The sequence below is a fragment of the Nocardia sp. NPDC056100 genome, assembly GCF_042266325.1.
Taxonomy (GTDB): domain Bacteria; phylum Actinomycetota; class Actinomycetes; order Mycobacteriales; family Mycobacteriaceae; genus Nocardia.
This window is the reverse complement of sequence record NZ_JBHJVY010000004.1, coordinates 1,157,964-1,177,785: the sequence shown is the minus strand read 5'-3', so window position 1 is coordinate 1,177,785 and position 19,822 is coordinate 1,157,964. Positions and strand designations below refer to the sequence as shown.

Sequence of the window (19,822 nt, the reverse complement as noted above, 5' to 3'; positions counted from 1 at the left end):
TTCCGCTCGGCGGTTCGCCCCATCGGAGGCTCCAGTACCGTAGAAGCCATGAGTGATATGCCGTTCGGATTCTCGAATCGCGACGACGACCCGGAGCGCAAGCCCGGCGACGAGTCCAGCGGTTCCGGTGCGAACAACCCGTTCGGATTCGGTGGTCCGGGCGGCGGCGGATTCGATCCCTCGCAACTCGGCCAGATGCTCAGTCAGCTGGGTCAGATGTTCAGCACCATGGGCCAGCCGGGCGCGCAATCCGGTCCGGTCAATTACGACCTCGCCAAGCGGCTGGCTCGCCAGCAGCTCGGTTCCAGCGTCACCCCGGTGACCGAGGGCGCGCAGCGCGCGGTCGCCGATGCCTCGCATCTGGCCGAACTCTGGCTGGACCCGGTCACCACGCTGCCCGCGGGCGCGACCAAGACCGTGGCCTGGACCGCCAATGACTGGATCGAGGAGACGCTGCCGACCTGGAAGCGGCTGTGTGATCCGGTGGCCGAACAGGTTTCGGGCATGTGGACCGCGACCCTGCCCGCCGAGGCCAAGGAATTCGCCGCGCCCATGATGGGCATGCTCGGGCAGATGGGCGGGCTCGCCTTCGGTTCGCAGCTGGGTTCCGCGCTCGGCCAGCTCGCCAAGGAGGTGCTGACCTCCACCGATATCGGCCTGCCGCTCGGCCCGGCCGGCACCGCGGCGCTGCTGCCCGCGGCGATCTCCGAATTCAGCGCCGGACTGGAACAGCCCGAGAGCGAGATCCTGGTCTACCTGGCCGCCCGCGAGGTCGCGCATCAGCGACTGTTCGCGCATGTGCCGTGGCTGCGCCAGCAGGTGCTGGGCGCGGTCGAGGATTACGCGCGCGGCATCAAGATGGATTTCTCGGCCATCGAACAGGCCGCGGCCGGACTCGATCCGATGACCCTGGCCCAGGACCCGTCCAAGCTGGAGGAACTGCTCGCACAGGGCACCTTCGAACCGCAGACCACCCCCGAGCAGCAGGCCGCGCTGGATCGGCTGGAAACCCTGCTCGCGCTGATCGAGGGCTGGGTCGAGACCGTGGTCACCGATGCCGTCGGCGATCGGCTGCCGGGTGCGGGCGCGCTCGCGGAGACCCTGCGCCGCCGCCGTGCCACCGGCGGACCGGCGGAGCAGACCTTCGCCACCCTGGTCGGCCTGGAATTGCGCCCGCGCAAGGTGCGCGAGGCGGCCACGCTGTGGCGGCGGCTCACCACCGACGCGGGCATCGAACAGCGCGACGGCATCTGGGCGCATCCGGATCTGCTGCCGGATTCCTCGGATCTGGACGCCCCCGCGGGCTTCATCGATTCGGTACTCGGCGGCGGCACAACGGCTTTCGACGATCCGCTGGCGCAGCTGGCGGAGACCGAGGCACGGGAGCGGGCCGCCAAGGAAGCCGCCGAGGGCGGGGACAAGCCGGTGGACACCACCAAGCCGGAGCAGCCGACCGACGATGAGGGAGAGGGCGGTAAGCCCGCCTCCTGAGCTCCTCAGCCAACCCCGGCGAGGCTCGATCTCGTTTCGTAAAGTTGTGGATAACCCTCGAAAGCGCTGGTAGTTAGGCGTTTTCGAGGGTTATCGCCGTTCCGGGGGCGGGCAGGGTTGGGGCATGACCACGCTTGCGCGTACTTATGGGCCGATGCTGGATCCGCGAGTCACGGTGCTGCTGCGCCGTAATGGGCTGGTGCAGTTGGGGTGGACTCCGGGGGAAGCGGTGCTGCTGCGGCCGGTGGGCCCGGTCGAGGCGGTGCCCGCGCTGTTGCGGCTGCTGGACGGGGTGCGGCCGGAGGACGAGATTCTTTGTAAAGCACGGGCATTGGGGTTTTCGGGGGAATCCACCTCGGCGCTATTGGATAGCTTGGCCGAGGCCGGACTATTGATCGACGCGGAAACGCCGTCGCGATTGCGGCGGGTGCGGGTGCATGGGCGCGGGCCGCTCTCGGACGCATTGCTGGAGGGATTGGGTCGAATCGGGTTGCGGGCCAGTCATTCCTTTCCCGGGCACGCGCCGGGCACGCGATTGGAACGGCCCGATCTGGTGGTGCTCGCCGATGCCCTGGTCCCGGATCCCGCACTGGTGGCCGAGTTGATGCGGCAGCGCATTCCGCATCTGCAGGTGCGAATTCGCGATGGGCACGGGGTGATCGGACCGCTCGTACTGCCGGGTGAATCCAGTTGCCTGCGCTGCGCGGATCTACTGCGCTGCGATCTGGAACCGGAGTGGCCGCATTTGAGCGCGCAATTGCTGGGCCGGGCCGGACAGGCCACCCCGGCGAGTATCGCGGCAGCGGCGGCGCTCGCACTGCACGAGATCGACACCATCGCGCACGGCGATGCCGAATTCGCACCGGCCACCCTGAATGCCACCCTCGAATTGCATCTCGATCGCCCGCATCTGGATTCCCGGCACTGGCCCGCCCATCCGCTCTGCGGTTGCCTGGACACCGCGCACGGCCATCCGGATGCCGCCGCCGCACCCGCGAACGGCGAAATCGATTCGGACATCACCGATCCCACGGCTGCCCGTGATAGCGAATCGGAGTTGCTGTGACCGATACCACTAAAGCCCTGGACCCGCGATTACATCCGATTCCCATGGCGAACCGTCTGGGACATCGGCATGATGGGAACGTGTCAGAGATTGTGAGCAAGCGCTCTTCCCGCAATGCCAAGTTGGCGAAGATCCCACTGGGCATCGCAGGGCGGGCGGCCGTGGGTTTCGGCCGCAAACTGGCCGGGGGCGATAAGACCGAGATCAATGCCGAGCTGAACCAGAAGGCCGCCGAACAATTGTTCGCGGTACTGGGTGAGCTCAAGGGCGGGGCGATGAAGTTCGGGCAGGCGCTGTCCGTCTTCGAGGCGGCGGTACCCGAGGAATTCGGTGAGCACTACCGCGAGGCCCTCACCAAATTGCAGGCCGCCGCGCCGCCCATGCCGACCGCCGCCGTGCACCGGCAGCTCGATCAGCAACTGGGCACCGGCTGGCGGCAACGCTTCAAGGAATTCGACGATGAGCCGACCGCGTCGGCCAGTATCGGCCAGGTGCACAAGGCCGTCTGGTCGGACGGGCGCGTCGTCGCGGTGAAGGTGCAGTATCCGGGGGCGGACGAGGCGCTGCGCGCGGATCTCAAAACGCTCAATCGCATGGCTGGCATGATGGGCGCGCTCATTCCGGGCGCGGACGTCAAACCGGTACTGGCCGAGATCAGCGAGCGCACCGAGGAAGAACTCGACTACCGCATCGAGGGCGGCCATCAGCGCCAGTTCGCCAAGGCCTTCGACGGGCACGCGCGTTTCCTGGTGCCCAAGGTGGTGGCCAGCGCGCCCAAGGTGATCGTCACCGAATGGCTGGATAACGCGACCCCGGTCTCCAAGGTCATCGCCGACGGTATGGCCGATCCGGCGGGCACCGTCGAACTGCGCAATCGGGTCGCCGCGCAGATGGGCGAATTCCATTTCAGCTCACCGGCGATCGCGGGCCTGCTGCACGCCGATCCGCATCCCGGCAATTTCATGGTCATGCCGGACGGCCGCCTTGCCGTGATCGACTACGGTGCCTGCGCCCCGCTGCCCAATGGCTTCCCGCCGGAGCTGGGCCAGATGGTGGCGCTCGCGGTCGAGGAGCGCTTCGACGAACTGACCGAGCTGATGACCACCAATGGCTGGGTCATTCCCGGCAAAAAGGTTACGCACCAGGAGATTCAGGACTACCTGCGTCCGTTCACCGATCCCATCAAGACCGAAACCTTCCACTTCACCCGTAAGTGGATGCAGCGCGTGGCGGGCAAGGCCACCGATATCTCCAATCAGGAGATGCTGAAAACCGCTCGCGCCCTGCAACTTCCGGCCGAGCACGTGATGATCTTCCGCGTACTGGGCGGATCCATCGGCATCTGCGCCCAGCTCGATGCCGAACTGCCCTTCATGAAGCTCATGCAGGATTGGGTCCCCGGCTACAAGGAATACCGCACCGCTAGCTGAAAACCCTTCGGACGCAAAACGACCCGCTTACGAAGAAGTAAGCGGGTCGTATGCGTTCTTTTTCACCCCCGGCGCTCAGGCCGATCATGCCACCGCGACCTTGCGCGGACGCCCACGCGGGCGCTTACGGGCAATGACAACACCCTGATCGAAGATCTCGCCGCCCCAGACGCCCCAGGGCTCGGCGCGGTCGATGGCGGCGGACAGGCAGCCCTGCCGGATCGGGCAAGCCGCGCAGAGCGTCTTGGCCTCTTCCAGCTGAGCCGGGCTCTCGGCGAACCAGAGATCAGGGTTGCCATCTCGGCAAGGTACGGACATCGTGGCGCCCCGGCGGATGCGGGGAGTCGAGGCCACGGTGTTGCGGCATGTCACGCGGTCACGGGTAACCGTGGTGGACACGTCGGTCTCCTTCTCGTGCAGCGGTCGTTTCGGTGTTGTGAAGCGAAACCGGTGCCGTATGGCGGAGGCCGATATAACTATGGCCACGGTTTCGCTTCTTAGGCGATCCGTGGCCAGATGGTCTGGGAGTTATCCCTTACCTGAGTCGACTTCGGTGTCGACTCCTGTTCACGGTCGCGAGGTGGATGTTGCGGGGGCGGCTGGCTGCCGGCAGCAGATGCACCGGATTGACTCCGGCTTCCGCTGCGAAGGCATCGGTAGCCGCATACGCGACTGCCGGGTGCCAGCTGCCCTCGGGCTTGTCCTGCTTCATGACGATCTGCTCTGCCGCTTGGGTTTTGGTTGCAAAACCCTGAAGACCAAGATCACCGACGAAACCGGACAGACGAATCCCCTGCGTAGCGAGGATCCCCCGGGAGGCGGACATGACGGAGACGGTCGAAACCGTCGCCAAATCACCGGACATTGTCCGGACAGATGCGGTGTTCACGATGCCGTTCATTGGTCTGCCTCCCTCCTGCTCTCGTAGCCGATAAGTACCTATGCGCGTCGGGATTCCTCCCGTGTGCATGAGACCACCCTAAGTAGATATACAGATGCGCACAACCTATTTTTGACCAGCAGTTTTGCGGTCTTGCGCACTCCGATTCAGAAGTGAAGCGTGACAACCCGTTCGGGTCGCGCGCTCACCGCTGCCGGGCCCGGACGATAGCCAGTACGTCCGCGCCGTAGGTCTGGAGCTTCTTCGCGCCGATGCCCGGGATGGCGACGAGCGCCCGGTCATCGGCCGGTCGCTGTTCGGCGATGGCGGTCAGCGTGGTGTCGCTGAAGACCACGAAATGCGGTAGGGACAGGGCCTCCGCCTTGTCCTTACGCCATTCCTGGAGCGCGGCCAGCAGTTCGGTGTCGATATCCGCGGGGCAGCGATTGCAGCGGCCGAGCATGGTCGCCTGGGTATTGAGCAGCGGGCGGCCGCAGACCCGGCAGGTGGGGTGCACGCGCTTGGGGCCGGGCCGATCGGTGGTGCTCGGCGCAATGCGCGAGGCCGGGGAGTCGTCGGGCACCAGGCCGATCAGGAAGCGGGAGCGGCGGCGCACCTTGCGTCCGCCCTCGGATCGGGCCAGCGCCCAGGACAATTGGAGATGTTCGCGGGCGCGGGTGACACCCACGTAGAGCAGTCGGCGCTCTTCCTCCAGGGCCGCCTCATCGGCGACGGCACCGTCGTGACCCAGGACGTGCTGGATCGGCATGGTGCCGTCGGCCAGGCCGACCAGATAGACGGCATCCCATTCCAGGCCCTTGGCGGCGTGCAGCGAGGCCAGGGTGACGCCCTGCACGGTCGGTGGGTGCCGGGCCTCGGCGCGGGCGGCGAGCTCGCGCAGCAGGCCGCCGAAGTCGAGTTCGGGTTCGTGCGCGCCGAGTTCCTCGGTGAGATTGACCAGGGCCATGAGCGCGGACCAGCGCTCGCGGGCCTGCACGCCGACGGGTTCCTCGGCGGTGAGACCGAGGCGGGCCAGTACCGCGCGCACCAGATTCACCAGTTCGGGGCCGCGGGCGTCGGGGAGGTCATCGCGGGCGGCCGCCTGGCGCAGCGCCTGTACGGCCTGGCGCACATCGGTGCGGTTGAAGAAGCCCTCACCGCCGCGCACCTGGTACGGAATGCCGGCCTCGGTGAGCGCCTGCTCGTAGGCCTCGGATTGGGCGTTGATGCGGTAGAGCACCGCGATCTCGGCGGCGGGCACGCCCTTGCCGAGCAGCTTCGAGATCGAATTGGCAACGGCCGCGGCCTCGGCGGGCTCATCGTCGTATTCGGCGAAGGACGGTTCCGGACCGTCCGGGCGCTGGCCGATCAGCTGTAGGCGGGTGCCCGCGATGCGGCCGCGTGCCGCGCCGATCACCCGGTTGGCGAGCGAGACGACCTGCGGGGTGGAGCGGTAGTCGCGCTCCAGGCGGATCACGGTGGCGTCCGGGAAGCGGCGCGAAAAGTCCAGCAGGAAGGCCGGACTCGCACCGGTGAACGAGTAGATGGTCTGGTTCGCGTCACCGACGACGGTCAGATCGTCGCGCTCACCGAGCCAGGCGTCGAGCACGCGCTGCTGCAGCGGTGTGACGTCCTGATATTCGTCGACGACGAAACTGCGGTAGCGACCGCGGAATTCCTCCGCGACCGAGGTGTAGTCCTCGAGCGCGGCGGCGGTGTGCAGCAGCAGATCGTCGAAATCGAGTAGCAGTCCGTCGGCGGTGGTCTTGAGCGATTCGTATCCGGAGTACACCGCCGCGACCTTCGACGCCTCGAAAGGCGCGTCGCGCTGCAACCGCGCCACGGCGGTCGCGTAATCCTCCGGTGCGATGAGTGAGCCCTTGGCCCATTCGATTTCGCTGGTCAGATCGCGCAGCGTATCGGTGTCACTGGCCAGCCCGGCGCGCTGCGCGGCCTGCGCCACGATCGGGAACTTGCGGTCCAGCAGCTTCCACGGCACATCCCCAACAACCTGCGGCCAGAAATACCGCAGCTGCCGCAGCGCGGCCGCGTGGAACGTGCGCGCCTGCACCTGCCCGGCCTCCCCGCCGAGTCCCAATGCCCGCAGCCGACTCCGCAGCTCCCCCGCCGCCCGCGCGGTGAAGGTCACCGCGAGCACCTGATCCGCCCGCACATGCCCCGCCGACACCAGATGCCCGATCCGATGCGTGATCGTGCGCGTCTTGCCCGTCCCCGCGCCGGCTAGGACGCATACCGGCCCGCGCGGCGCGCGCACGGCCGCCGCCTGCTCGGCATCGAGATCGTCGAGCCGGAGCTTCTGGGTCGCGGCGGCAGTCACGCGCACCATCATGACAGTGCCCTCCGACAACCCGCCCGCCACCGGCGCTCCCCGGTCCGAATTGGTGTCACCGCTTCCGAGCATTGGGCGCTTTGCCGGGTTAGCGTGCCGTCGTGGTGAATGAGGCGCCCGGTACGGGTGAGGTGACGCATGATCGGCATGCGTCGTGGATGGAGTTGTTCTTCGATCTGGTGGCGGTGGCCGGAATCGGGCAGTTGACGCATCTGCTGCACGGCGGGCCCTCGCTGGAGCACGTGGTGCTGTATGTGCTGCTCTACCTGGCGTTTTGGTTGGTGTGGGCATGTATCACGCTGTACGGGGATATCGCGGGCGATCGGACGCATCCGGTGTTGATGTTGTCGGCGATGCTGGGGTTGGGGGTGATGGCGGCCGCGGTGGCGGGGGTGCCGGATCGGCATGCGACCACGTTCGCGGCGGTGTACGTGGTGGTGCGGCTGGTCATCGGGCAGGTGTGGGGGCGCGGGCGGATCGTGGTCGATTTTCCGACCGTCCAGCTGACGGTCGGCGTGTTCCCGTGGATCGCCTCGCTGTGGGTGGGTGAGCCGGGCAAGTACTGGTTCTGGGCCGCGGGCCTGGCCATCGATCTGTATCTGATGTTCGTGATCACCGGTGAGCGCATGCTGGCGGGGGCACAGCAGGAATTCGACAAGCGGCTGTCGCGGATTCGGGAGTCACCGCGATTCGACGGCCGCGAATTGCCGAAACTCACGGCGATGCATGCCAATCCGGAGCATCTCGGGGAGCGGCTCGGGCTGTACGTGATCATCGTGCTCGGCGAGGGCATCATCATGGCGATCAATGCCGTCGGCTCGGCGGCATGGAATTTCCACGTGCTGGCCCTGGGTCTGGGCGCGTTCCTGATCCTGGCCGGGCTGTGGGCGCTGACGCTCAAATTCGGTGCGATACCGCGGCTGATGGGCGGTACGGAGGCGGCGGATCAGGTGCCGTGGCAGCACGTCATGGCCACGCACTGCATGGTGACCGGTGCGATAGCCACCATCGCCGCCGGATTGGGCATGACCATCGAGCATGCGGACAGTCATGTGTCACCGGGGATCGGCTGGGTGCTGTGCGGCGGCACGATCGCGTATTTCGTCGTGCTCGCGGTGAGCGGGCTGCGCAGCCCGACCGGCTGGCGGACCCTGCTCGGTTATCCCCTGCCCTGCACGCTGGTCGCGGTGGTGCTGGGCGTATTCGCCCCGCATATCGGCCCGCTCGGGCTGGTGTACGGCATTCTCGCGCTGATCGGGTGGTCGCTGGCCTGGCAGACGCATTCGGAAGGTAGGTGGCGCAGCGCCCCTTGATGATTGCGTTCTCAGTCGCGGTCGCGCAGGCGGCGCAGCGCGGTGGTGAACGCGCCGGTGCGCTCGCCCAGCGGGCCGAAGAAGTCGCGGTCGCAGGATTCGACCGCGACGATGGCCTGATTGACCAGTGCCACACCGGTTTTCGTCGGCACCAGGGATTTGGCGCGACGGTCGCTGGGGTGATCGCGGCGCTCGATCAGGCCCTTCTGTTCGAGCGCGCGCAGCACCTGCGAGGTCATCATGGGGTCGGTCGCGGCGTGCGCCGCCAGATCGCGCTGCATGACCGGTTCGTCACCGGATGCGCCGGTGAGCCAGGTGAGCGAGGCCAGCAGCACGAATTGCACGTGGGTCAGGTCGAAGGGCGCGAGGGCGGCGCGCTGGGCGGCCTGCCAGCGGTTGGTCACCTGCCAGAGCAACAGGCCCGGACTTTCATCGGCATCACCGAAATCGGTATGCAGCTCATTGCGCGCCGTCACCGCCCGACCATAGCGCGGGAGATGGCCTCGAAATCGTGGGCGGTCAGTTCCACCAGACCGCGCCGGAGCACGATGCCCCAGTTGGGGACGCTGGTGAGGTCGAGTTCGCCGCGCAGGTCGTCGATCGGGATCTGCCTGGCGTCGCGGTCGTAGCTGACGGCGCGCCGCCAGGGGCGGAAGCAGCCGCCCTGGTCTTCGGCCTGCCAGGCCGGGCGGTCGTCGATGGTGGCCAGGGCGGTGAAGGCGCGGACCGGTTCGCCTTCGCGCATGCCGGTCCGCGGTGAGTAGTAGACGAGTCCGTCACCGGCCGCCATTCGTTCGACGGCGGCGCGTTTGCCGTGATTGGCCTGTGCGATACCGAGTTCCATGCCGCGGTGCACGTGGTCGCGGGAGACCACGGCGAGCCAGTACCGCCTCATGCCCGCACCGCCTCGGCGGCGGCGACCAGCGCGTTCAGGTCGGGCTGGGCGGATTTGGCGAGATCGGCGCCCATGATCTTGGTCCAGAACCAGCGCAGCGGGCCGTCGATGGAGACCTGGACCGAGACGGTGGTCCTGTCCTCGACGCTGACGGTGTGCGCGAAAACGAGCCGGGCGCCGATGAGCTTGGACACATCGATGAATTCGGTATCGGTCAGCTTTTCGACCACGAACCCGACCTTCGGGCCGCCCTTGGGCTTGAGGGTTCCGGTCGCGCCCTGGACGAAGGGGCCGTCGAGTTTCACCCATTCGGTGTCGTTGTTCCACTCCGGCCAGGTGGCCATATCGGCCCATTTGGCGAAGAAGGCGGCGGGAGCGGCGGTGGAAGTGGCGGTGGCCTGTGCGATGAAGTTCATGGATTTAGTATGCGCGCATACTAAATCTCCGTCAACCCCTGATCTCGGAAGACCGGGGGGAACACGATCGAAGCGGGTCACGTTGCACAGACCGTGACTGCAAAAGACCTGACCATGTACTCGACGACCTGGTGCGGCTACTGCCGCCGGTTGAAGACCCAGCTCGACGAGGCCGGCATCACCTACACGGTGATCGATATCGAAGAGAATCCGGATGCCGCCGAATTCGTGGGCAGCGTCAACAACGGCAACCACGTGGTGCCGACCATCAAGTACAGCGATGGTTCGACCGCGACGAACCCGAGCCTGGCGCAGGTCAAGAAGGCGCTCGCTGACATCAGCTGAGTAGGCCGCATAGGGCGCAAGCCGTACATCCGGGGGATGTACGGCTTGTTCTCGTTCCGGGTGCGGCGCGAATCAGCTTGCGGCGGCCCAGGATTCGACAATGGTGCGGGCAATCGAGATGGAACCCGGGAGCAGCAGGCGCGCATCGGTCTTCGCACCCCACGCACCGGCGGCCAGCGCCTCGATCACCTCGGCGCGGGTGAACCAGTGCGCCTCGGCGATCTCGCCGTCGTGGAAGGTCACCGGCTGTTCCGGATCGGCGACGGCGCTGAAACCGAGCATGAGCGAGCGCGGGAACGGCCAGGGCTGACTGCCCAGGTAGCGGATATCGGTGACATCGACGCCGACCTCCTCGCGCAATTCGCGTTCGACGCAGCGCTCGAGCGATTCACCGGCCTCGACGAATCCCGCGAGCAGCGAGAACAGGCCCTCGGGCCAGGTGTGCTGACGCGCCAGCAGGACGCGGTCGCCGCCATCGTGGATGAGGCAGATGATGGCCGGGTCGATGCGCGGGAATTCCTCGAACCCGGATTCGCTGGTGCGGGACCAGCCGCCCGCGGTGACGCGGGTCGGGGTGCCGTCGGCGGCGCTGTAACCGGCTCTGCCATGCCAATTCAGCAGGGCGATGGCGGTGGAGAGCAGGCCGGTGCTGAAATCGTCGAGTTCGAGGGTGCTGCCGAAGGCGCGCAGATCGGCGAGTTCGCCGTCGATGGCGTCATCGCGGACCGCCCACAGGTGGGTGTCGCCGTCGACGCCGAGGAAGACCGCGTCGGGGGCGGGGTCGGCGGCGAGGGTGGTGGCGGCGTCCAGCACCACCGCGCCGCTGTCCACGCGGACCTGCCCGCGCTTGTTCATCCGTAGCAGTTTGGCCTGCGCCCAGCCCTCTTTCAGGGCCTGCTCATCGGCGCGCAGATGCTCCGCGCGATCGAGCGTGCTGCGTGACAGGACCGGAACCGCGTTCAGCTGGAAAGACACATACCGAGACTAGTCGTATCAGGTTGCGGGACACGTGATTGCGATCATGAAGAGCGGTGGTCAGCCCGCCACGCGGCGGAGGTAGAGGAGTTTGTCTTCCTTTTCCAGCGCGTCGGTTTCGGGATCGCCGACCCGGATGAGGACGCCCGCACGGACCACGCCGAGCACGATATCGCGCAGGTGGCGGGGGGATCCGCCGACTTCCTCGGGTTCCACATCGCGTTCGGAGATGGCGAAACCGGCCTCGGGGGTGAGCAGGTCCTCGATCATCTCCACGACGGTGGGGGTGGTGGTGGCGATGCCGAGCAGGCGGCCCGCGGTCTCGGAGGACACGACCACCGAATCCGCGCCGGATTGGCGCAGCAGATGGGTGTTCTCGGCCTCGCGGACGGCGGCCGAGATGCGCGCCTTGGGGTTGATCTCGCGGGCGGTCAGGGTGACAAGCACGGCGGTGTCATCGCGATTGGCGGCGACCACGATGGCGGCGGCGTGCGCGACACCCGCCAGGCGCAGCACATCGGATCGGGTGGCCGAACCGTGCACCGTCACCAGACCGGCATTGGCGGCGGCCTCGAGCACCTGCGAATCGGTGTCCACCACCACGATGTCGGCGGGTTGCGCGCCGTCGGCGAGCATGGCGTCGACCGCGGTGCGGCCCTTGGTGCCGTAGCCGACGACCACGGTGTGATTGCGCACGGTGTGCCTCCATCGCTGGATCTTGAAAGCCTGCCGGGATCGTTCGGTGAGCACGGCGAGGGTGGTGCCGACCAAGACGATGAGAAAGAGGATCCGCAGCGGGGTGACCACGAGAATATTGATCAGCCGCGCGGTCGGGGTGACCGGTGTGATGTCGCCGTAGCCGGTGGTGGAGAGCGAAACCGTCGCGTAGTAGGCGGAATCGAGCAGCGACATCTCTTCACGCGCGTTGTCGTGATAGCCGTCGCGGCCGATGTACACCACCGCCGTAGCGAGCGCGAGCAACAGCACGGCCATGCCGAGCCTGCGCGAGAGCGCCTGCCAGGGACTGTCCTGTCCGGTCGGGATCCGCAGAATGCCGACCAGGGCGAAGTCCGGCCGGTCCGTGAGCCGGGCCAAACCCCGTGAGGATTCACCGAACACGAGAATCACCAGCCATTTCGGGGACGTCTTGCTGCGGCACGGACCGGAGCGTACCCGGCGGCCGCCCACATTGCGGCATGGGCCGCAGGCGCGTCGCCACTACCGAATCGGGTCCGGGGGCAGCGATTCCGGATCGGGCGGGGGCTCGAAATCGGGGGGCGGGTCGAAGTCGGGCGGGGCCGAGTCGCCGGCCGCGGGATGCGAATCCGGTGTCCACCGAAGCGAATCGACATCGATCTCCGGGGGCGGCTCCGCCGCATCGCCGCGATTCCCGGGTGCCGCGTCGGCGGGATCCGGGGTCGCGGTCAGGCGCAGCGGGGCGGCGGCGGTGATGAGGTGGGCGAGTTCCTCGGGGCCCGCGAGGTGTTCGGGGGCGATGGTGCGGACGGTGCGGACGTAGTGGAAGGCGGCATAGGTGTTGGCGAGGATGTCGGCTTCGGGAGCGCCGGTGCGGGCGGCCTCCAGGCGGGCCCAGGCCAGGCGGTAGACGGCGAGCTGGATGGCGACCGAATCCTCCTCGGCGGCAGCGGGTTCGCCGCCGGTCTTCCAGTCGACGATGACCCAGGCGCCGTCGGGGCGGCGGAAGACGGCGTCCATGCGGCCGCGAATCACGGTGCCCGCTATGGAGGTTTCGAAGGAGACCTCGACCTCGACCGGGTTGCGGTCGGCCCAATCCGAGGCGAGGAAGGCTTCCTGGAGACGGACCAGATCGGCATCGGTATCGGAAGTGTCCGCCGCGCCGGGGAGTTCGTCGAAGGCGAGCAGGCGGGCGCCGCCGAACCAGCGTTGCAGCCAGGCGTGGAAGGCGGTACCGCGGCGGGTGAACGGGCTCGGCGGATACGGGAGCGGGCGGCGCAGGCGGGCGGCGAGTTTCGCCGGATCGGCGCGCAGGTCGACCAGGGAGGTGGCGGCGAGCTGGCCGGGCAGTTCCACTTCGCGGACGGCCTGTTCGGCGGCGAGATGTTCGGCGATGAGGGCGTCGACGTCGGTGGCCCAGCCTTCGGGGTCATCGTCGAGGTCATCCGGATCGGTTGCGTCGCTGCCGGATTCGCCGTCGGCGGGGTCGGTCTCGGCTTCGTCTCCGAAGCCGAAGTCGAATTCGATCTGCTCCGGCTGGGATTCGACGGCGAGCGCGGTCAGGGCCGATTTGACCAGTGCCGCACCCTCTTCCACGAACTCGCGGCGGGAACCGAGGGGGTCGCGCGGCCAGGTCGCCGAGAGCGGGTTGTCGGTGAAGGGGTTTACGGTATCGGGCAGGGGCGGATCGTCCCAGCGATCGATGCGGACGCCGCGATTGAGGGGGGAGCCGGGGACTTCACTGGCCTGCTGCAGTTCGAGCAGGAAATCGCTGGGGCCCTTGGGTTTCGAGCCGGTCTCAGCCCACCAGTGCGCGGAGACGAACAGGGCGCGCTCGGTGCGGGTGAGCGCGACGTAGAAGAGGCGGCGGTCCTCGTCGAGGCGGCGGCGGGCCAGGGCCTTCTTATGCGATTCGAGGGCGCGTTCCAGATCCGCGCGATCGTAGAGGTCGGACAGATCCAGTACGGGCACACCGTCACCCGCGTCCTCCTGTACGCGATCACCGCGCAGTTGGGTGGGGAGTTCGGCGAGCGCGCCCATCCAGGTGGTGGTGCCGGTACCGGACGGGAAGGTGCCGTCCACCACGTGCGGGACCGCCACCACCTCCCATTCCAGGCCCTTGGCGGCGTGCACGGTGAGCACCTGTACGCGATCGTGCGCGACCTCCACTTCGCCCGGCTCCAAACCGTTTTCGACCTCCGCGGCGGCGGCGAAGAAGTCGAGCAGACCGGACAGCGAGGAGCGATAGTCGGCGGCATATCCGGCCACCACATCGGCGAACGCGTCGAGATGCTCGCGTCCGGCGGCGGCCACGGCGCGACGGGCCTGGGTCTCCACGCCGACGCCGATGGTGCGTTCGACATCGGCGACCAATTCGGGCAGCGGCTGCCCGGAACGCTCGCGCAGTGCGCCCAGTTCGCGGCCGAGTTCCAGAATCCGGGCGAAGCCCTGCACCGAATACTGTTCCGAATCACCGGGATCCGCGATGGCGTCACCGAGTCCCGCGCGTTCGGCGGGTTCCGGGGCCACTTCGCGCAGGGCGTCGTCCAGCGCGGCGGTATCGGCGATTTCGGCGGACTGCCCGCCCGGTCGCCGAATCGACAGCTCCCGCGCCCGCTTCGACAGCGCCGCGATATCCGCCACGCCGATGCGCCAGCGCGCACCCGTCAAAATGCGCACCGCCGCGCTACCCGCCGAGGGATCGGCGATAAGCCGCAGTGTCGCAACGATATCCGCGACCTCCGGGGTGTGCAGCAGCCCGCCCAGCCCGACGATCTCCACCGGCAGCCCCTGCTCTCGCAGCGCCTCCGCCAACGGCGCGGCATCGGCATTGCGCCGCACCAGCACCGCCGAGGTGGGCGGCTCACCGCCCGCGTCGGCGGCCGCCTCCCACTCCGCCTTGATCCGCTGCGCCACCCACTCCCGTTCCTGCGCAACATCTTCCGCCAACGCCAGCGCCACCAGCCCGGCCGTCGCGTCCGGTCGCGGCCGCAGCGCGTCGACGGTCACTCCCCCGCCCTCGGCCGCCTTGAGCCGCAGCGGATCAGCCACCAGATTCGCCAGATCCAGTGCCTCCGGCGGATTCCGCCAACTGGTCAGCAGCGGCAGCACCGGTGCGGGAACCCCTGGCGCACGGGGAAAGTCGGTCGCGAACCGCGGCAGATTCGCCGCCGACGCCCCGCGCCACCCATAAATGGACTGCATCGGATCACCCACCGCCGTCACCGCCAGCGGCTGCGTTCCCGCCGTCACAGGTGGCTGCCCTTCCGTCATCCCGGCATGCTTTTGGCCGGGATCCACAGCCGCCGTGTGGATCCCGGCCAACGGCGCGCCGGGATGACGGGAGGGGTCCTCAGGATCTTCGGTCGTTGCGGTGTGCACCCCACCGAAGAGTGCCGAGAGCAGGATGCGCTGCGAATGCCCCGTGTCCTGGTATTCGTCGAGCAGGACCAGGCGGAAGCGGGTGCGTTCGGCGGTGCTGACTTCGGGGTGGAGGGCGGCGAGCTTCGCGGCGAGGGACATTTGAGCGCCGAAGTCCAGCGCGCCGCGGCGGCGGAGTTCATCGGCGAGGCGTTCCACCAAGGGGAGCAGGGAGACTCGTTCGTGCTGGGTTTCCAGCAGGTCGAGCAGGGTCTTCTTGGGGCCGCCCTTTTGCCGGGGTCCGGCGGGGAGGGTGTGGACGAGTTGGTCCAATTCCTTGTGGGCGGCGGCCAATTGGCGTGGTTCGACCAGGTGTTCGGCGAGCTGGCCGGACAGGGCCAGGACCGCCTCGGTGACCGAGACGGGGCTGCGGTCGGTGTCCAGATCGCCGTCCCAGGTGGATACGACGCGGTAGGCGAGCTGCCAGAGCTGGGTTTGGGTGAGCAGGGTGGCGGTGGGTTCGACGGGGAGCAGCAGGCCGTACTCGGTGAGCAGGCGGCCCGCGTAGGAGTGGTAGGTGCTGATCTCCGGTTCGGAGCCGGTGAGCAGGGCGCGCAGGCGTCCGGTGGGGTCGATATCGCGCAGCAGGGGCGCGCCCGCCAGGCGGGCGAGGCGGGTGCGGATGCGAGTTGTCAACTGCTGGGCGGCTTTTCGGGTGAAGGTCAGGCCCAGCACCTGTTCCGGTTCGACCAGGCCATTGGCGACCATCCACACCACGCGGGCGGCCATGGTCTCGGTTTTGCCCGCGCCCGCACCCGCGACCACCAGCGTCGGCCCCGGTTCGGCGGCGATGACCGCGGCCTGTTCGTCGGTGGGCGGCGGCAGGCCGAGGGCGTCGGCGAGTTGCCGGGGGGTGATGCTCACTCGTCGGTCACTTGGCGGCCGGTGTCCTGTACCGGGCAGCTGCCCGCGACCTTGCAGTGGCGGCAGCCGTCATTGCGCATGGCGAGGTAGCTGGGTCCGGTGGAGGCGGCGGCCGCGTCGTGGATGACGCCGCGCCATTCGTCGATACCGCCGCCGTCGAGGGCGGGCTGCTGGCGTTCGGTGGCCGCGCCGTCGCGGGCGCTGGGCTTGGCCACGTACACCAGGCGCGCGCCGCCGGGTTCGCCGTCGCCGAGGGCTCCGGCGGCGGCCGCCACCTGGTAGGTGGCGAGCTGGGCGTGTTCCTCGGCGGCCTGTTTGGTGATGGGCGTCTTACCGGTCTTCACATCGACAATCACGAAGCGGCCCTGGGCATCTCGTTCCAGGCGGTCCATGCGGCCGCTGATGCGCACGGGCAGTTCGCCCGGGGCGCGCGAGGGCAGGATGCAGTCGATGGGCACTTCGACACCGATATTGGTGAGCTCGTCGCGGGTATTGCGCAGCCAGTTCAGGAAGGTGTCGACCATGGTCTCGGTGCGGCGCAGTTCGGCGCGCGAATACCAGTTCTCACCGTCGCGGGCGGTGGGGTCGATCTTCTTCCACGCCTTGACCAGTGCCATCTTGACCTGCGCCTCGGTGACCTGACCGGCGAGCGCCTGCACCAGGGTGTGCACGAGATTGCCCTTGAGGGCGTGCGGGTTATCGCCGTCGCTGCCGCCGTGCCGTTCCAGCGCCCAGCGCAGCGGGCAGGTCTTGAGCTGTTCGACGGTGGAGGGTGAGAGGGCGACCGAACCGTCCTCGCTGTCCCAGAGCGGGGAGTCGGAGGAGAGTTCGGCGGTGCCGTACCAGTCGTCGGGGTGCGCGCCGCGGACTCCCGCGCGGGCCAGGCGGGCGAGTTGGCGGGCGGCGCGGGTGCGGCGTTCCGGGGTGGTCTCGGGATCGCATGCGGCCCCGCGCAATTCGGCGATGAGGGTGTGCATGGCCAGGGCGCGGCCCGGGTCCACGGCGGGCGGGATGCGGCCGGGCTGTCCGTCCGCGCCCTCGGCGTCGAGTTCGGCCAGGAATCGCGACGGCACCAGATCCTGATCGCCGGTGACGGATTCGACCGCGGTCACCAGTAGAGAGCGGCGCGCCCGGCTGCACGCGACCAGCAGCAGGCGGCGCTCCTCGGCGAGCAGCGGGGCGGCGCGGCTCACCTTCTCGCCCGAATCCCCCACTCCGGCAAGCACATCGACCATTTCCTCGACCCCGAGCAGGGTGCCGCGCGGTCGCAGATTCGGCCAGATCCCCTCCTGCACCGCGGCGACCACAACGGTGTCCCACTCACGCCCGGCGGCCGAGTGCGCACTGCAAATCGTAACGGCCGCACCGGGATCGGTATGCGGCGCGTTGTCCTGCGGAATCTCCTGCTGCTCCAGGTATTCCACGAATCCCTCGATGGTTGCGCGCGGCAGCCGGTCCACATAGGCGGCGGCCGCCTCGAACAGCCCGACCACCGCGTCCAGATCGCGATCGGCCTGCATGCCGACCGCTCCCCCGCGCTCGGACTGCCCGACCCACCGCCGCTCCAGCGTGGAGGCGGTCCACAGGCCCCACAGCACATCTTCGAGCCCGCCGCCCTCGCGCCGCACCTTGCGCGCCCGCCCGAGCGCCTTGAGCACCCGCTCCAACGGCGCGGCCTCGACCTTGGTGAGCTTGCTCAGCAGCACCTGATTCCCGGCCCCCACCAACAGATCCCGCAGAATCTCCGCCGACGACCGATCCAAATCCGCATAGCGATCCGCCACCTCGGGATCGACATCGGCTTCGCCTGCCGCCGAACGATTTGCCGCCGGGATCTCGCCACCCGGTGCCGAGCCGGATGCCGCGACACTCGAATCCGCTTCGGCCGCATCACTTTCGCGCCGGATGGGCTCATCGAGCTCACTCTCGCGAACCTCCCGGTCGCGCTCGGGATAGCCAAGTTCGAGCACCGTTCGCCGGATACCACGCCGCAGGCGGCGCAGGCTGATCTGATCCGCACCGCCGAGCGGACCGGCGAGCAGATCCAGGGCATCGTCAGCCGTGAACGCGATGGGCCGCGGGTGGCGCAGTCGCGTGGGATCACCCGCGGTGACCGCGCGGAGCGCCAACATGGCCCACGCCGCTCCCCTGCGGCGAGCCAATGGAACATCCGCCGGGGGTTGGCGCACCGGCACTCCGGCCGCCAGCAGTGCCCGCCGCAGCGGAGCCAATGACAATGGGACAGAACGGACTACAACCGCCATATTCGACCACGGCACGCCGTGCGTGAGGTGCGCGCGCCGCAGATGATCGGCGATCAGCGCGGCCTCCTTCGCCGGAGTGGTGAGCACCTGTACCCGCACCTCACCCTCGAACACCGCCGCGACACTCTCGCGGCCGTCCAAGGGTTCGCCCCGATCGTCCACGCGAGAATCCCGCGCTTCACCGCCGCCGTAAGGCGCATCGCCCCGGGCATTCTCGTCGGCTCGGCCCGGGGCGACCGGATCCGGGGTGAGGTCGCCGATGAAATCGGTGCCGCCGGAGCGGCGCAGTAGGGAGGCGGGTGGGGTGCGGTGGCGGCCGGTGCCGGGGAGGCGGGAGGTGATGCGAGCGGCCAACTCTTGCAGGGCGGTGCCGGATCTGTGGTTGGGGCGCAAGGTGATTCGGCGGTCGGCGGGGGCGCCGGGGTCGGTGGCGAAGCGGGGGTCCGCACCGCGGAAGGTGAACACGGCCTGGTCCGGGTCGGCGGCCAGGACGGTGGTGGCGGTGCCCGCGCCGAGGAGGCGAATGAGTTGGGCGGCAAGCGGATCGAGGTGCTGGGTGTCGTCGACGAGGATGGTGTGCAGGCGGGCGCGTTCGGCCGCGAGCAGGTCGGCGTCGATGAGCAGGGCGTCCAGGGCGGCGCCGATGAGTTCGGCGGCGTCCAGAGCAGGGGCGCTGGCTTCGGGGACGTCCATGCCGACGGACCAGCGCAGCAGCATGATCTGTTCGTAGCGTTCGTAGAAGCGGCCCGCGGCGACCCATTCGGGGTGCCGGTGGGTGTGGCCGAGGGCGATGAGGTCCTCGGGTCCGAGGCCGCGTTCGGTAGCGCGCAGCATGAGGTCCCGCAATTGTTCGGCGAATCCTCCGGTCGGCAGTGCCGGATGCAGTCGCTCGGGCCAGTCCGGGGCATCCTCGGCGAGTTCGCCGCGCAACATCTCCCGAATGACGATGTCCTGTTCGGAGCCGGTGAGCAGGCGTGGCGGCGGATTTCCGGCGGCGGCCGAGACGGTGCGAAGCAGGCCGAAGGCATAGGAGTGCAGGGTGCGCACCAGTGGGCCGCGTGTGGCTCCTGGTACGCCACCCAGCAATGGATCGGCCTCGACAATTCGGGCAGTGATCGCATTGCGCACCGCGGTGGCCGCGCGTTTGGTGTACGTGAGCAGCAGCACCGACTCCGGATCGGCCCCGGCCAGAATGCGTTCCGCGGCGATATCGACCAGCAGTGCGGTCTTGCCCGTGCCCGGCCCGCCCAAAACCTGCCAGGGCGCCCAGCCGGGGTCGATACTGCTGTCCTCGAACAGCGGCCGGAGGGCGGCGTCCCACTCCCGGGGGTGGGAGACTGCCTCGGCCCGGCGCACCAGTTGCACCGAGCTATCCGATCGCATCACGTCGGCTATTTCAACAGACCGGCCCGACATG

The 19,822-nt window shown here is 68.5% G+C and carries 15 protein-coding genes; 5 read left to right on the top strand and 10 right to left on the bottom strand.

What is annotated here, in order from left to right; genetic code table 11:
* Positions 1-48 precede the first annotated feature (48 nt).
* The 3 genes from ACFC0O_RS35830 (at position 49) to ACFC0O_RS35820 (ending at position 3,987) form a co-directional block, all read left to right on the top strand.
* Positions 49-1,491, top strand: coding sequence for a zinc-dependent metalloprotease (locus ACFC0O_RS35830; protein ID WP_375965986.1), 1,443 nt, complete (start codon positions 49-51; stop codon positions 1,489-1,491).
* A 124-nt stretch (positions 1,492-1,615) separates the two neighbouring features.
* On the top strand, positions 1,616-2,557 hold the full coding sequence (locus ACFC0O_RS35825) for a hypothetical protein (RefSeq protein WP_375965983.1): 942 nt from the start codon (positions 1,616-1,618) through the stop codon (positions 2,555-2,557).
* Positions 2,558-2,601: 44 nt separating this feature from the next.
* Complete coding sequence (locus ACFC0O_RS35820) at positions 2,602-3,987, top strand: AarF/UbiB family protein (protein ID WP_364640428.1); 1,386 nt, start codon at positions 2,602-2,604, stop codon at positions 3,985-3,987.
* 84 nt (positions 3,988-4,071) lie between these two features.
* Here ACFC0O_RS35820 and ACFC0O_RS35815 read toward each other — a convergent pair whose 3' ends face one another.
* The 3 genes from ACFC0O_RS35815 to ACFC0O_RS35805 form a co-directional block, all read right to left on the bottom strand.
* A complete protein-coding gene (locus ACFC0O_RS35815) occupies positions 4,072-4,323 on the bottom strand; it encodes a WhiB family transcriptional regulator (RefSeq protein WP_375336031.1) in 252 nt (83 codons plus the stop codon).
* A 199-nt stretch (positions 4,324-4,522) separates the two neighbouring features.
* Positions 4,523-4,888, bottom strand: coding sequence for a hypothetical protein (locus tag ACFC0O_RS35810; RefSeq protein WP_375965980.1), 366 nt, complete (start codon positions 4,886-4,888; stop codon positions 4,523-4,525).
* Positions 4,889-5,072: 184 nt separating this feature from the next.
* Positions 5,073-7,217, bottom strand: coding sequence for an ATP-dependent DNA helicase UvrD2 (locus ACFC0O_RS35805; RefSeq protein ID WP_375965978.1), 2,145 nt, complete (start codon positions 7,215-7,217; stop codon positions 5,073-5,075).
* Positions 7,218-7,318: 101 nt separating this feature from the next.
* Here ACFC0O_RS35805 and ACFC0O_RS35800 point away from each other — a divergent pair, with 101 nt between their 5' ends.
* Complete coding sequence (locus tag ACFC0O_RS35800) at positions 7,319-8,530, top strand: low temperature requirement protein A (RefSeq protein WP_375965976.1); 1,212 nt, start codon at positions 7,319-7,321, stop codon at positions 8,528-8,530.
* A gap of 11 nt (positions 8,531-8,541) precedes the next feature.
* On the opposite strand, the gene ACFC0O_RS35795 is transcribed toward ACFC0O_RS35800, so the two are convergent.
* From ACFC0O_RS35795 to ACFC0O_RS35785, 3 genes are read right to left on the bottom strand one after another with little or no spacing between them, the layout of a single operon-like run.
* Complete coding sequence (locus ACFC0O_RS35795; RefSeq protein WP_364639390.1) at positions 8,542-9,006, bottom strand: MarR family transcriptional regulator; 465 nt, start codon at positions 9,004-9,006, stop codon at positions 8,542-8,544.
* Positions 9,003-9,425 (bottom strand): EVE domain-containing protein, encoded by a 423-nt coding sequence (locus ACFC0O_RS35790; protein WP_375965974.1) that lies wholly within the window; start codon positions 9,423-9,425, stop codon positions 9,003-9,005. Before ACFC0O_RS35790 ends, ACFC0O_RS35795 begins: the two co-directional genes overlap by 4 nt.
* Complete coding sequence (locus tag ACFC0O_RS35785) at positions 9,422-9,841, bottom strand: hypothetical protein (RefSeq protein ID WP_375965971.1); 420 nt, start codon at positions 9,839-9,841, stop codon at positions 9,422-9,424. Before ACFC0O_RS35785 ends, ACFC0O_RS35790 begins: the two co-directional genes overlap by 4 nt.
* Positions 9,842-9,934: 93 nt before the next feature.
* On the opposite strand from ACFC0O_RS35785, the gene ACFC0O_RS35780 reads away from it, so the two are divergent.
* Positions 9,935-10,186, top strand: coding sequence for a mycoredoxin (locus ACFC0O_RS35780; RefSeq protein WP_364639400.1), 252 nt, complete (start codon positions 9,935-9,937; stop codon positions 10,184-10,186).
* A gap of 72 nt (positions 10,187-10,258) precedes the next feature.
* On the opposite strand, the gene nudC is transcribed toward ACFC0O_RS35780, so the two are convergent.
* From nudC to ACFC0O_RS35760, 4 genes are all read right to left on the bottom strand, one after another.
* Positions 10,259-11,161, bottom strand: coding sequence for an NAD(+) diphosphatase (gene nudC / locus ACFC0O_RS35775; protein ID WP_375965968.1), 903 nt, complete (start codon positions 11,159-11,161; stop codon positions 10,259-10,261).
* Positions 11,162-11,221: 60 nt separating this feature from the next.
* Positions 11,222-12,256, bottom strand: a complete 1,035-nt coding sequence (locus ACFC0O_RS35770) for a potassium channel family protein (RefSeq protein WP_375965966.1) — start codon at positions 12,254-12,256, stop codon at positions 11,222-11,224.
* A gap of 123 nt (positions 12,257-12,379) precedes the next feature.
* Positions 12,380-16,135: an ATP-dependent helicase gene (locus ACFC0O_RS35765; protein ID WP_375966481.1), complete on the bottom strand. Its 3,756-nt coding sequence runs from the start codon at positions 16,133-16,135 to the stop codon at positions 12,380-12,382.
* A 2-nt stretch (positions 16,136-16,137) separates the two neighbouring features.
* Positions 16,138-19,788 (bottom strand): ATP-dependent helicase, encoded by a 3,651-nt coding sequence (locus ACFC0O_RS35760; protein WP_375966479.1) that lies wholly within the window; start codon positions 19,786-19,788, stop codon positions 16,138-16,140.
* Between the last annotated feature and the right edge of the window lie 34 nt (positions 19,789-19,822).